The 13,143-nt window shown below is 46.2% G+C and carries 12 protein-coding genes; 3 read left to right on the top strand and 9 right to left on the bottom strand.

Annotation, left to right across the window (positions count from 1 at the left end; translation table 11 throughout):
- Positions 1 to 19: 19 nt before the first annotated feature.
- The 5 genes from ACXAC1_RS07210 to mnmG form a co-directional block, all read right to left on the bottom strand.
- The gene (locus tag ACXAC1_RS07210) at positions 20 to 424 is read right to left on the bottom strand and encodes an ATP synthase subunit I (protein WP_133561567.1); all 405 of its coding nucleotides are present in this window, start codon (positions 422 to 424) and stop codon (positions 20 to 22) included.
- A 180-nt stretch (positions 425 to 604) separates the two neighbouring features.
- Entirely contained in the window at positions 605 to 1,498 is an 894-nt protein-coding gene (locus ACXAC1_RS07205) for a ParB/RepB/Spo0J family partition protein (protein WP_133561565.1), read from the bottom strand.
- Positions 1,499 to 1,526: 28 nt separating this feature from the next.
- A complete protein-coding gene (locus ACXAC1_RS07200) occupies positions 1,527 to 2,300 on the bottom strand; it encodes a ParA family protein (RefSeq protein ID WP_475060364.1) in 774 nt (257 codons plus the stop codon).
- Between the two features lie 6 nt (positions 2,301 to 2,306).
- The gene (gene rsmG, locus ACXAC1_RS07195; protein ID WP_228190683.1) at positions 2,307 to 2,933 is read right to left on the bottom strand and encodes a 16S rRNA (guanine(527)-N(7))-methyltransferase RsmG; all 627 of its coding nucleotides are present in this window, start codon (positions 2,931 to 2,933) and stop codon (positions 2,307 to 2,309) included.
- Positions 2,934 to 2,970: 37 nt separating this feature from the next.
- Complete coding sequence (gene mnmG, locus ACXAC1_RS07190) at positions 2,971 to 4,860, bottom strand: tRNA uridine-5-carboxymethylaminomethyl(34) synthesis enzyme MnmG (RefSeq protein ID WP_475060362.1); 1,890 nt, start codon at positions 4,858 to 4,860, stop codon at positions 2,971 to 2,973.
- A gap of 696 nt (positions 4,861 to 5,556) precedes the next feature.
- On the opposite strand from mnmG, the gene acuR reads away from it, so the two are divergent.
- Both acuR and acuI read left to right on the top strand, forming a co-directional pair.
- Positions 5,557 to 6,183: an acrylate utilization transcriptional regulator AcuR gene (gene acuR / locus ACXAC1_RS07185; protein ID WP_133561557.1), complete on the top strand. Its 627-nt coding sequence runs from the start codon at positions 5,557 to 5,559 to the stop codon at positions 6,181 to 6,183.
- Positions 6,184 to 6,228: 45 nt separating this feature from the next.
- Positions 6,229 to 7,206, top strand: a complete 978-nt coding sequence (acuI, locus tag ACXAC1_RS07180) for an acrylyl-CoA reductase (NADPH) (RefSeq protein WP_475060360.1) — start codon at positions 6,229 to 6,231, stop codon at positions 7,204 to 7,206.
- A 78-nt stretch (positions 7,207 to 7,284) separates the two neighbouring features.
- On the opposite strand, the gene mnmE is transcribed toward acuI, so the two are convergent.
- The 4 genes from mnmE to rpmH form a co-directional block, all read right to left on the bottom strand.
- Positions 7,285 to 8,664, bottom strand: coding sequence for a tRNA uridine-5-carboxymethylaminomethyl(34) synthesis GTPase MnmE (gene mnmE, locus ACXAC1_RS07175; RefSeq protein ID WP_199463181.1), 1,380 nt, complete (start codon positions 8,662 to 8,664; stop codon positions 7,285 to 7,287).
- Positions 8,665 to 8,765: 101 nt separating this feature from the next.
- Positions 8,766 to 10,421 (bottom strand): membrane protein insertase YidC, encoded by a 1,656-nt coding sequence (yidC, locus tag ACXAC1_RS07170; protein ID WP_475060358.1) that lies wholly within the window; start codon positions 10,419 to 10,421, stop codon positions 8,766 to 8,768.
- A gap of 95 nt (positions 10,422 to 10,516) precedes the next feature.
- Positions 10,517 to 10,900: a ribonuclease P protein component gene (gene rnpA / locus ACXAC1_RS07165; RefSeq protein ID WP_323133257.1), complete on the bottom strand. Its 384-nt coding sequence runs from the start codon at positions 10,898 to 10,900 to the stop codon at positions 10,517 to 10,519.
- An 18-nt stretch (positions 10,901 to 10,918) separates the two neighbouring features.
- Positions 10,919 to 11,053 carry a 50S ribosomal protein L34 gene (gene rpmH / locus ACXAC1_RS07160; RefSeq protein WP_133561550.1) on the bottom strand — a complete coding sequence of 45 codons (135 nt, stop codon included), beginning with the start codon at positions 11,051 to 11,053 and terminating at the stop codon, positions 10,919 to 10,921.
- Between the two features lie 529 nt (positions 11,054 to 11,582).
- On the opposite strand from rpmH, the gene dnaA reads away from it, so the two are divergent.
- Positions 11,583 to 13,133, top strand: coding sequence for a chromosomal replication initiator protein DnaA (dnaA, locus tag ACXAC1_RS07155; RefSeq protein WP_475060356.1), 1,551 nt, complete (start codon positions 11,583 to 11,585; stop codon positions 13,131 to 13,133).
- The last annotated feature ends 10 nt before the right edge of the window (positions 13,134 to 13,143 follow it).

The raw sequence follows: 13,143 nt of genomic DNA, 5'->3' as shown, positions 1-13,143 counted from the left end.
AACCGTTTCCCTTCTGCGGTCAGTACTTTAACAGCAGTGGGCTGAGCCAATGGCTCAAAATTGCGATACCGAAGCCGGCAAATAGTGCGCCGGGGGCAATGGGCTTAATAAAAATAAACACGGCCGATAACAGTATTGCCGTGAGCACCAACTTGCCTGCTTCACCTCGATAAAATGACTTCACCACATCTTTGGCTGGGCGAGTCCCGGAGTGGCCAAACACACGCCACGCCATGTATAAACTTGGAATTATGCTAGCCAGAGCACCCGCTAAAAATGAGTACGCGTGTAGACCATCATAAATGCCAAAAATTCCAACGCTAAGACAAAAAACTAACACTAATTGTGTTGCAATAAAGCGAAACACGGCACGTTTTTTGGCGGCTAATAAAGCACTCGCCTTGAGCGGTTTGCTATGAGCCATTCTTTCCCCTAGCTTGACGCACCATTGTGACGCATCGAAATAAGCACACAATGTGATCAAATTTAAAATCCGACGCATTATATGGGTTATATTCAGGCGGTTCAATACAAACACGGCACAGAAAGTGCACTATTAGCCTAATGTCTACTATATTGATGCGTTATCGCACCAAAGTTGTGTTTAAAGTCCGAAAAGTTCGCTCATCATGGACTCTAAATGTGCTTGGTCGCGGTACTCAATCACCAATTTCCCTTTGCCTTTAGCGTTGGCTTGGATTTTCACTTGAGAATCAATTTTATCTGCAATGCGCGCCGCGTGTTCGCTGTAATCCGGTAATGATGGTTTCTCATGCGCAGTCTGAGGCTGTTGGTAAGATTTCACCAACTTTTCCGTTTCGCGAACAGACAACGATTTTGTAATAACAATTGACGCTGCCTGAGCTTGATACTCGGTTTCTAGACCTAGCAGAGCTCTGGCATGACCCATTTCAATGTCACCGTGCTCAACCAAACGACGTACATCAGGGGTTAAGTTAAGTAAGCGCAGTAAATTGGCCACGGCAGAACGTGATTTACCAACCGTATCAGCCACTTGCTGTTGAGTTAGGCTAAACTCTTCGACCAAACGCTGTAACGCAACCGCTTCCTCGATAGGATTTAAATCTTCACGCTGAATATTTTCAATTAACGCTAAGACTACTGCATCCGAGTCTTCTACATGACGAATGATGACTGGCACTTTATCAAGCCCAGCGATTTTCGCCGCGCGCCAGCGTCGCTCACCAGCGATGATTTCGTAGCGTTGCTCTCCCAGAGGGCGAACCACAATCGGTTGCATGATGCCTTGATTACGAATCGAGTTCGCTAGTTCATCTAGCTGGTTTGGGTTCATGTCGCGGCGCGGCTGAAATTTACCTTTACTCAGCCAATCAACAGGCAAGTAAGTCAAACCTTGAATGGTTTGATCATTCGTTGCAGAGGTATTGTCTGCTCCGTCACCATCTTGAGCAGGAGCCGCTTTGGGTGCTAGCAGAGCATCTAAGCCACGACCTAAGCCGCGTTTTTTCATCGTCATTCTAATCAACCTTTATTAAGAATGGTGACTACGCAGCCACTGCGCGTTTGCGAATAAATTCTCCCGCCAAAGCGAGGTAAGCAACCGCGCCACGGGACTGTTTTTCATAATGTAGGACAGGTAAACCATAACTTGGCGCTTCGGCGAGTCGAATGTTTCTTGGAATCACAGTGTCGAACACTTTATCGCCAAAGTACTCCACCAATTGTGTCGAGACATCATGGGTCAAACTTGGACGAGGATCGTACATGGTTCTTAAGATCCCTTCGATTGCCAAGGCTGGGTTCAGTGCCGTCGAGATCGTTTCAATGGTTTGCAACAAGGCTGTTAAGCCTTCCAATGCGTAATACTCACATTGTACCGGAATCAATACGCCTTGAGCGGCTGCCAGCGCATTCACCGTCAACATATTCAACGATGGAGGACAGTCCAGTAGCACGTAATCAAAGTCGCTTTCGACTTCGTATAGGCTGGCCCGCAAGCGCGTTTCTTTACTTGGCAAATCCAACAGCATGACTTCAGCACCCGTTAAATCACCGTTTGCAGGCAACACGGTATACCCAGCCGTTTCGCTGTAGGTCATCGCCTCTTTCACACCATGGGTGCCAACCAAGACATCGAACACAGTTTTTTCAAGATCGTCTTTCTGCAAGCCACTGCCTGTGGTGGCATTGCCCTGCGGATCTAGGTCAATCAGCAATACTCGACGTTTCATGGCACTCAAGGAAGCGGCCAAGTTGACACAAGTTGTCGTTTTGCCAACACCACCTTTTTGATTGGTCACTGCGATGATACGCGCCATAGCTAACTATCCTTTGCGAGTCATGATCACCATATGACGCTCAGCATCAATGGTAGGAACGCTCAATGGTTTGATCTCTTGTACTACCACGGTGTCTGGCAGTTGGGCCAGTTCATCATCCGGGTAGACACCTTTCATAGCTAAGAAATTACCATTTGCCGACGGTAATGGTAAGCACCAATTAATCATGTCTTCAAGTGATGCAAACGCACGCGATGTCACATGGTCATAAACACCTTGATGTGCATGCTTTTCCACTCGTTCATTGGCAACGGTGACGTTGTCTAGCCCCATTTCCATCTTAACTTGCGTCAAAAAGCGCGTCTTTTTGCCGTTACTATCGAGTAAAGTGAAATCATGATCTGGCAAACAGATGGCTAAAATCATCCCTGGCAAACCAGGACCAGTGCCTACATCGATGACTTTTTTACCTGTAATAAATGGCAAGGTCGCCAAACTGTCTAAAAGGTGCAGCGACACCATTTTGTCAGCATCACGAATAGCCGTCAGGTTGTAGGCTTTGTTCCACTTTTGCAGTAAGCCCAAGTATTGAACAAGACGCTCAACGGTCTCATCAGAAAGCGAGATGCCCATGTCGTTGGCACCTCGCTTGAGGGTATCAAAATAACTCACAATCGTTCCTAGAGTGCAATTCTATTGGTTGCTGATTCTAGGCACTTTTGCTGCTTATGGCACGTTTTTTCAAGTGAACCAAGAGTAAAGACACCGCAGCAGGTGTTACACCTTGGATACGAGAAGCGGCCGCAAGAGTTGCAGGGCGTGCTTCTGAAAGCTTTTGTTTTACCTCATTCGACAAACCGTCAATCACCGAATAATCCATATTCTCTGGCAGTGGCGTGTTTTCTTGTCGACGCAAACGTTCAATGTCTTCAGCTTGACGGGAAATGTAGCCCGCATATTTCACCGAAATTTGTACCTGCTCGGAAACTTGCTCTGACACAGGCTGCTCAGGGGCGTTCTTCAAATTCGCCACGTCTGCATATTCGACACCAGGACGTTTTAATAGGTCTAATAAGCTGTACTCGTGAGAAATCGGTGTTTCTAGCTTCGGATTAATCAGCTCAGCTTCAGGTGTATTCGGCACAATCCATGATGACTTCATGCGCTGGGTTTCTTGTTCGATCGCTTCACGTTTTTCGCAGAATGCCGCCCAACGCTCTTCGCTGACTAAACCAAGTTCATGGCCTTTTTCAGTCAGGCGCATATCGGCATTGTCTTCACGCAAGATCAAACGGTATTCCGCTCGGCTAGTAAACATACGATATGGCTCTTTCGTTCCCATCGTAATTAAGTCATCGACCAAGACGCCAAGGTAAGCCTCATCACGACGAGGTGTCCAAGCATCTTTGCCTTGCGCTTGTAGTGCCGCGTTCATGCCTGCTAACAAGCCTTGTGCACCGGCTTCTTCGTAGCCTGTGGTACCGTTAATTTGCCCTGCGAAGAACAGACTTTCCATGTGTTTGGTCTCTAAAGAGTACTTCAGGTCCTGAGGATTGAAGTAATCGTATTCAATGGCATATCCCGGACGGGTAATGTGCGCATTTTCCAAACCTTTCATAGAACGAATCAAATTTAGCTGTACGTCAAATGGCAAAGAAGTTGAGACACCATTAGGATACAGTTCATGGGTTGTTAAGCCCTCAGGCTCGATGAACACTTGATGCGAGTTTTTGTCCGCAAAACGCACAATTTTGTCTTCAATAGAAGGACAGTAACGCGGACCAACACCCTCAATCACCCCAGAGTACATTGGCGAACGGTCCATACCCGCACGAATGATGTCATGGGTTTGTTCATTGGTATGGGTAATAAAGCAATTAATTTGCTTAGGATGAAATGCTCGACTGCCCATGTAAGACATTACTGGTGTGATGTCATCGCCAGGTTGTGCTTGCATGACAGAGAAGTCTACAGATCGAGCATCAATACGCGGTGGTGTACCAGTCTTCAGACGATCAATACGGAATGGTAAAGCACGTAGCTTTTGGGCCAAGCCAATGGATGCAGGATCTCCTGCACGGCCACCGGAATAGTTCTGCATACCTACGTGGATGACGCCACCTAGGAATGTACCTGTCGTCAAAACGACAGTTTTGCTTAAGAAGCGGATACCACTTTGAGTCACTACGCCACGAGCAGCGCCATCTTCAACAATCAAATCTTCACAAGATTGTTGGAACAACCAAAGGTTCTCTTGGTTTTCCAGCATATGACGCACAGCAGCCTTGTATAAAATACGATCGGCTTGAGCACGTGTTGCTCTCACTGCGGGGCCTTTACGACTGTTTAATGTACGAAACTGAATACCCGCCATATCCGTTGCCAACGCCATGGCACCGTCTAACGCATCAATTTCTTTAACAAGGTGGGACTTCCCGATACCACCAATCGCTGGGTTACAGGACATCTGTCCTAGCGTTTCAATGTTATGAGTTAAAAGAAGGGTTTTGACACCCATACGTGCTGCTGCAAGCGCGGCTTCTGTACCAGCATGGCCGCCGCCTACAACAATCACATCAAAGCGAGTTGGGAAATCCACACAAACCTCAGTAATGAATAAAAAACGAACAGTTAAATTAACAGGGCGCTAAGTATATCCGTTAAATTGCAAATTGAAAGAGAAGCTAAGGGGACTTTCCCGGTCATCAAAAATAAAATAAAGAGTGTTATATAGTGTTTTCTTATGTTTAAGTTATTTATATGTCACGCCTTTATCTGTTAATAATCTAAAAAAATCCATATATATCATTACTATACAGGCATGAAAACCTGTTAAGTTATGGTGCCAAATCCTGTTATGTGGATAAAAGGATCTTGTTGATAAAAGTGTGAGTTATACAAGCCGATTTTTTTGATGTGGAACAGTACCAATCTGTGCAAAACTTCTTATCCACTTACCCCCGTTTTTTTCCACAAGCATTTCAAGAAAGTTTATTTGTCATAACTATATGTTTTACATATATATTTTTATATTTTTTGTGGATACATACAGCTTTTTTTAATAAAAATAATCCACAGATAAAAAGATAAGAAAAAAATTCATCTTGTACGATTCAACTCAAAATATTTGTGAATAAAACAACTTGACAGCATCTATGTGGATGAAAATCGAATGTGAACAAATATAGAAAATCCAGTTTTCTCTTCAAATGTGGATAGATTGAACCCGCTACATGCTTGCTTGTTTGTGAGTAAACTCCTATTTTTAGACGGTTGGTCTAATTTTGGAGACATGATGGACAGTGTAAAAAATCGCAGAGGGAGACCTAAAGCGACGGATCTTAGTTATCAAGATACTCAAGAAGCGTTGTTACAGGCGGGAGTGATTTGGTTAACCCAGTCAGGCTTTCAAGGCACGGGACTTGAGCCGATGTTGCGCTCTGTGCAAGTTCCGAAAGGCTCTTTTTACCATTACTTTGAGAGTAAAGAGCTATTTGCCTTAGCCGTTCTACAGCGATATCGGTCGTTTTTTGAGGCGAAGCTTGATCGCTACTTACTGGATGAAACACTGCCACCGTTAACACGTCTGCGCAATTTTATTGAATCAGCGAAAGCTGGAATGGAAAAGTATGCCTTTAAGCGAGGTTGTTTAGTGGGCAACTTAGAGCAGGAAGCGACTGTTTTACCCGAATCGATTCGCCAAGCGGTATTAGATACCTACCAAAGTTGGCAAAACAAAGTCGCGGACTGCTTAACACTTGCACAAGAACAAGGACTGATTGACGAGCATGCTGATGTGAAAGCACTCGCTCACGTGTTTTGGGTGGGATGGGAAGGCGCTGTGGCACGTGCTCGGTTAACCAGATCGAGTAGCCCATTGCTACAGTTTGAAAAATTTTACTTAGCGGGACTGCCCCGCTAATACATTTATCTATTTCTAGACACTTGGTCTAATCAGGAGGAATTAATGTTTAACGCAATACTGATTAATAAAAGCGAACAGGGTTATCAAGCCACTCTGAGCAAGGTATCAGAACAGGAATTACCGGAGGGGGATGTACAAATTGCAGTTATCGCCAGCACTTTGAACTACAAAGACGCACTTGCTATAACAGGTAAATCGCCAGTGGTTCGCCAATTTCCGATGGTGCCTGGTATCGACTTGGTTGGAGAAGTGTTGTCCTCGGACAGTGATCGCTTCCAAGCGGGTGATCAAGTCTTGTTGAATGGGTTTGGCGTAGGTGAAACCCATTGGGGAGGCTTGGCTGAGCGCGCTAGCTTAAAAAGCGATTGGTTGATTGCTTTACCAACCGCATTTACACCGGAACAAGCGATGGCCATTGGCACCGCGGGTTATACGGCTATGCTAAGTGTTTTAGCGCTGGAAAAGCATGGCTTAACCCCTGCTCATGGCCCTATTTTAGTGACGGGGGCGAATGGTGGGGTGGGCAGCTATGCGGTGCGTATCCTAAGTAAATTAGGCTTTGATGTGGTGGCCAGCACGGGACGTCCAGAAGAGTCTGATTATCTAAAACGTCTTGGAGCGAGTGATATCATTGATCGATCTGAACTCAGCGAATCTGGTCGACCACTGCAGAAAGAGCGTTGGGCTGGCGTAGTGGACTGTGTCGGCAGTCACACCTTGGTAAATGCTTGTGCTAGCACTCGTTACGGTGGCGCTGTGACGAGCTGTGGTCTCGCTCAAGGCATGGACTTCCCTGCTACAGTGATGCCCTTCATTCTTCGCGGTATTACCTTGTACGGCATTGACAGTGTCATGCGCCCACTTGCAGACCGAGAAACGGCGTGGCAACGCTTAGCAGAACTGTTGTCGTCGGAAGACTTAGATCAAATTGGCGCGACGGTTAGCCTTGCAGAGAGCTTAGACTATGCCGAAAAATTGCTAGATGGTTCTGTGCGTGGTCGTGTGATTGTAAAGATCTAATCGTTTTTTACATCATTCATTTGCTACAAAAACGCCCGTGTTGTGCGGGCGTTTTGCAAATATTTTGCTGACTATCGATTATTTACCGATACAGAACGATCCAAAGATGCGTCCAAGCAAATCATCACTGGTAAACGCACCTGTGATTTCACTTAACGCTTCTTGGGCTTCTTTTAAATCTTCGGCCAATAGCTCCCCTGCGCCATAACCATGAAGTTGCTCAAAGCCTGCGTCCAAGAAACGGTTGGCTTTTTGCAGCGCTTCAATATGACGACGACGGGCGATAAAGCCCCCTTCTGTGGTGCTGTCAAAGCCCATGATGCTTTTTAGGTGGGTTTTTAATGCTTCAACACCATCATTGGTTTTGGCGGAAAGCGAAATGACAGGTAGGCCGTTGATGTCTTCATAGCCTGTGTTTTCTTGCGTCAGATCGACTTTGTTACGCACCAAGGTTAAGTGATCACGTGACTTCAGCTGCCCCATAAATTCAGGCCAGATTTCATTCGGGTCATTGGAATCGACTGATTGACTATCAACCATCAATAGAATGCGATCCGCCTTATGAATTTCTTCCCAAGCACGTTGAATACCAATGCGTTCCACTTCGTCAGGGCTATCTCGCAAACCCGCGGTATCAATGATGTGTAGCGGCATGCCATCGATATGAATGTGCTCACGCAAGACATCTCGAGTGGTGCCTTCAATGGACGTCACAATGGCGGATTCTTTACCTGATAAGGCGTTTAATAGACTGGATTTACCAGCATTTGGGCGCCCTGCAATCACCACACTCATACCTTCGCGTAATAAAGCCCCTTGGTTGGCTTCTTTCATCACGCCGTGCAGTTTATGGCGAATGTCTTCAAGGTCTGCGGCCACTTTACCATCACCGATAAAGTCGATTTCTTCTTCCGGAAAATCGATGGCGGCTTCCACATAAATACGCAGATGAATCAAGGCTTCCACCAGCTCATCAATGCGTTTTGAGAAAGCGCCTTGCAAGGATCGCAGCGCGCATTTGGCGGCTTGCTCTGATGATGAGTCGATCAAATCGGCAATGGCTTCGGCTTGAGTAAGGTCCATCTTATCGTTTAAGAAAGCACGCTCTGAGAACTCACCAGGACGTGCTAGACGTGCGCCGAGCGCCATACAGCGGCTTAGCAGCATATCGATGATAACTGGGCCACCGTGGCCTTGTAGTTCGAATACATCCTCACCCGTAAAGGAGTTCGGGCCTGGGAAGTACAACGCGATCCCCATGTCCAGCTGTTCACCTTCGGTATCTTTAAAAGGGACATAATGAGCATGACGCGGTGTGGGTTCAAAACCGATAATAGCCTTGGCTATCTCAAGACTTTTAGCGCCAGAAAGGCGCACGATGCCAACGCCGCCACGACCGGGCGCAGTGGCTTGAGCAACGATGGTATCTTGGTCAATGAGCTGTTGAAAATCTGACATGGTGACCTGTGCAATCAATTAAGAATTAAGCTAAGTGTAAGACGTTCATAGCAAAAAGGCCTCCCGTAGGAAGCCTTTTTCGAACCAGAGAGTAGGCTGTATTAACCTTCGCCTTTCTCGATGTTCTTCGTAATGACGTACTGCTGGATGATCGACAATGTGTTGTTCACTACCCAGTAAAGTACTAGACCTGCAGGGAACCACAAGAAGAAGAAGGTAAATGCGATCGGCATAATCTTCATAATGCGGGCTTGCATTGGGTCTGGCGGAGTTGGGTTCAACGCTTGCTGACCTAGCATACTTAGACCCATTAGGATCGGTAGTACGAAGTAAGGGTCCATCGCTGAAAGGTCGTTGATCCATAGCATAAATGGCGCATGACGCAATTCAACGGATTCCATCAATACCCAGTACAGAGATAGGAATACTGGCATTTGTACCAAGATTGGAAGACAGCCACCCAGTGGGTTGATCTTCTCTTTCTTGTACAGGCTCATCATCGCTTGTGACATGGCTTGACGGTCGTCGCCGTGTTGTTCACGTAGGCGTGCTAGTTCTGGTGCGAACTTACGCATTTTCGCCATTGAACGGTAGCTGGCTGCAGACAATTTGAAGAACAGTGCCTTCACACAGACTACGATCAAGATAATGGCAACACCCCAGTTCACGACAAACGATTGAATCGCTGTTAGCAACCAGAACAGTGGTTTCGCCAACCACCACAACCAACCGTAGTCTACGGTTAGGTCTAGGTTCTCAGCGGTTGCTTCAAGTTTGTCTTGCAGTTTTGGACCTACGTAGAACGTAGAGCTCAAAGTGCCTTGTTGGCCTGCTGGGATTTCAACCGCTTGGCCTGTGAAGCCAATGAGGTTAAAGCCGTTATTCGTACGTGCTTGCAGCGTTACTTTTTGGCCTTGTTCAGGGATCCAAGCAGAAACGAAGTAGTGTTGTAACAACGCTACCCAACCTTTGGTTGTAGTTTCCTTAACCGGCTCTTCTTCCATATCTGAGAAAGACACTTTGCGGTATTTGTTGTCTTCATCTGACACTGCACCGCCTAGGTAAGGCTGTAAGCCCATGTTAGTCGCTGTGCTTGGGTCTTCTGAACTGTCACGTTTGATCTGCGCAAACAAGTTACCACGCCAAGTGTCGTTGCTCGCGTTGTTTACGGTGATCAACTGACGAATGCTGTATTCACCTTTAGTGAATTGGAACGTTTTCGTGTAGCTCACGCCCTTAGCATCGGTGAAGTATAAGTTTACATCTAGAGTGTCTTGACCTTCAGTCATGGTGTATGACGTCTGCTCAGTACTGTAAACTGGACGCTCGCCGCTGGCGTCTGGGCCATCACGACCAATCAAACCACTTTGCGTCACGTAGATACGCTCGCCGCCATTATCCAAAATCACAAAAGGCTCTTTGCCTTCTAGCGTTTTGTAATATTGCAGCAAAGAGGCTTCCACTAAATCACCGCCAACAGGGTTGATGGCAACATCAAGCGTATCCGTTTTAACGTGGATCAGCTGACCTTTGGCAACGGTTGTTGCTTGATCTGGAATATCGGCGTCGCTCGCCGCTAGAGTCGTAGTGCTAGCGCTTGGAAGATCGGAATCTGCACTGGTAACAACTGAGCTTTCGCTGGTTGTGCTGGCAGTTTGAGCTGTTGCAGCTGTGCCGTAGTCTTGGTTCCACTGCAGGAACAGCAGGTAGCCACTGACAAACAGCGCTCCCCATAAAAAGTAACGTCTGAAATCCATGGTATTCAACTAGTTTGTTTGGTTGGACAATGGAGGTGAAAACACCCTTTTAAAAATCACGCCGTATTAAACCAGCCTTTAGCTGACTTTTCAGCCTATTTCTGCTTTGACTTGCGTTGTTTTTGTTCAAAATTTGGCTTTTGGGCCTTCTTCGCGAGTTGTTTCCAAGCTTTTTCTAAGCGTTTGTGCAGCTCAGGGTTTTCCACATCGCGAATACCTTGGCGGGCAAGGAAGACGATATCGAGACCATTTAATAGCTCTTGGTGATGACGGAACGAGTCACGAACAACGCGTTTAATGCGATTACGACCTACGGCTCGTTTGTCGGTTTTCTTTGAGACAATTAGCCCAAGACGACCACTGTCGGCATGTTTGCGTGCTAATAGAAGAAATTCGCCTGCGAAGACTTTAGTAGAGGTGTCGTTAAAGACGGATTGGTAGTCCCCGGCATTCAGGAGTCTGACCTGCCGGGGAAACATAAAGCGTGACATCAAAGATTACGCGCTTAGAACCTTACGACCGCGAGCACGGCGAGCCGCCAATACTTTACGACCGTTTTTAGTTGCCATGCGAGCACGGAAACCGTGAACGCGTTTACGTTTAAGTACGCTAGGTTGGAAAGTTCTTTTCATTTCTATATCTCACTGAATCAGTGTCTGAGTGTGAGGGTTAGCGTCCGCCAAGCCTCTTGGTTTTGATTACAAAATCAGGGCGCGGATTTTAGAGGGTTTGTTGCAACAATTCAATCTGCCTGAAACGCTTTTCTGTGAAAAATTTAACCAACAAATCCCTCCATAAATTATTCACAGACTTCTACAAGCAATGTGAATAACAAAAAACATCATCCTTAATAGTTATTAACAGGTGGTTCCGTAAAGCCAAAAAATACTTTTATTAACATGATCTTGAAGTCTGATTTAGGTGTGAATAAAATATTTCTAACCTGCTTGTTAATATGTTGATAACCTATTTGATTATGCACAGTCGGGGATGTTCATTCACTGCTGTGGGTAACTTTGATTGTTATTAACAAATTTTCTTATCAAACAAAATAACGTGGATAACCCATATTTTTGTGGATAACTGCTAACCCTCACGTTAGAATCCTCCTCTTGCTTAAAATTTACCGAATTAGAAACTCAATCAGGGAGAGCGTTTATCGTGTCTTTGCAGTATTGGGAACGCTGTCTTGTTACCTTGCAGGAAGAGTTTTCCTCATCGCAATTCAATACATGGATTCGTCCGCTGCAAGCGGAGGTCGAGTCCAATGGCGATCTGTGCCTCTATGCTCCCAATCGTTTCGTACTTGATTGGGTCACCAATAAATACCAAGTACGTATTAAAGAGCTGTTGTCTGAATTTGCAGGAGATAAGCCTGCTCCAAATTTAGTGCTTGCTGTACGCCAAGCGGGCTTCTCTAAGCCCACTCCTCCGCCTCCACCACCGCCAGTTCAAAAAGCACCTGAGCCGACGCCCCGTGTGGCGCCAGCTGCTGAACCTCAGTTCGAGTCAGGCTATAGCCCAGGTTTTAGCTTAATGGACGATGATAGAGACGGACCTGAAATAGAATTCGAAGCACCATTAAGCTTAGGGGATCACTATGTACGCCCTGAGCCAGAGCCTTATGAACAAGGTCAGTTACCGCTTACACCGCCAAACCGTAAGGTAGAAGTAGAAGGTGGTATCAACCATGGTGCCAATCTGAATAATTCCTTTACCTTCGAAAACTTTGTCGAAGGTAAATCGAACCAATTGGCCCATGCGGCTGCGCAACAGGTTGCAGAAAACCCAGGTGGTGCTTACAACCCACTATTTATCTATGGTGGGGTTGGCCTGGGTAAAACCCACTTAATGCAAGCGGTCGGTACGGAACTGATGCGCCATAATCCGAATGCTAAAGTGGTGTACCTGCACTCCGAGCGTTTTGTGGCGGACATGGTCAAGGCGTTGCAACTTAACGCGATTAACGACTTTAAACGTTACTATCGTTCTGTGGATGCTTTGCTGATTGATGATATTCAATTCTTTGCTGGTAAAGATCGAACTCAAGAAGAGTTCTTCCACACCTTTAACGCCTTGTTAGAGGGTGGTCAGCAGATGATTTTGACCTGTGATCGCTATCCAAAAGAGATTCAAGGTCTCGAAGATCGCCTTAAGTCGCGATTTGGTTGGGGCTTAACCGTCGCCATTGAACCACCCGAATTGGAAACACGTGTCGCAATCTTGATGCGTAAAGCAGAAGAAAGCGGTGTGAAATTGTCTTATGATTCGGCATTCTTTATCGCACAAAAGATTCGCTCCAATGTTCGTGAGTTAGAAGGTGCGTTAAAACGAGTCATTGCCAACTCTCACTTTACAGGTCGTTCTATCACACCTGATTTTGTTAGAGAGTCATTAAAAGACTTATTGGCCTTGCAGGACAAGTTGGTGAACATTGATAATATCCAGCGAATTGTTGCTGAATATTACAAGATTAAAATCAGTGATTTACTATCGAAGCGCCGCAGTCGCTCAGTCGCACGTCCACGTCAAGTGGCCATGTCGCTGGCGAAAGAGCTGACCAACCATAGCTTGCCGGAGATTGGTGATGCCTTTGGTGGTCGAGACCATACCACGGCGTTGCACGCGATTCGTAAAATCAAAGAGTTGCAGGATACCGATTCGGATATCCGAGAAGACTACAAACAACTGATGCGCATATTGACCACCTAATCGGTCTAAG

The organism is Marinomonas sp. AWM4_232, assembly GCF_056158325.1.
Note: the sequence above shows the minus strand (reverse complement) of the source record. Positions and strands in the feature narration are given on the sequence as shown.

Excerpts from the sequence above, each read along its gene's own strand:
- ACXAC1_RS07210 (WP_133561567.1), bottom strand. The coding sequence starts at position 424 with ATGGCTCATAGCAAACCGCTCAAGGCGAGTGCTTTATTAGCCGCCAAA.
- ACXAC1_RS07205 (WP_133561565.1), bottom strand. The coding sequence starts at position 1,498 with ATGACGATGAAAAAACGCGGCTTAGGTCGTGGCTTAGATGCTCTGCTA.
- ACXAC1_RS07200 (WP_475060364.1), bottom strand. The coding sequence starts at position 2,300 with ATGGCGCGTATCATCGCAGTGACCAATCAAAAAGGTGGTGTTGGCAAA.
- acuR (WP_133561557.1), top strand. The coding sequence starts at position 5,557 with ATGGACAGTGTAAAAAATCGCAGAGGGAGACCTAAAGCGACGGATCTT.
- acuI (WP_475060360.1), top strand. The coding sequence starts at position 6,229 with ATGTTTAACGCAATACTGATTAATAAAAGCGAACAGGGTTATCAAGCC.
- mnmE (WP_199463181.1), bottom strand. The coding sequence starts at position 8,664 with ATGTCAGATTTTCAACAGCTCATTGACCAAGATACCATCGTTGCTCAA.
- yidC (WP_475060358.1), bottom strand. The coding sequence starts at position 10,421 with ATGGATTTCAGACGTTACTTTTTATGGGGAGCGCTGTTTGTCAGTGGC.
- rnpA (WP_323133257.1), bottom strand. The coding sequence starts at position 10,900 with ATGTTTCCCCGGCAGGTCAGACTCCTGAATGCCGGGGACTACCAATCC.
- rpmH (WP_133561550.1), bottom strand. The coding sequence starts at position 11,053 with ATGAAAAGAACTTTCCAACCTAGCGTACTTAAACGTAAACGCGTTCAC.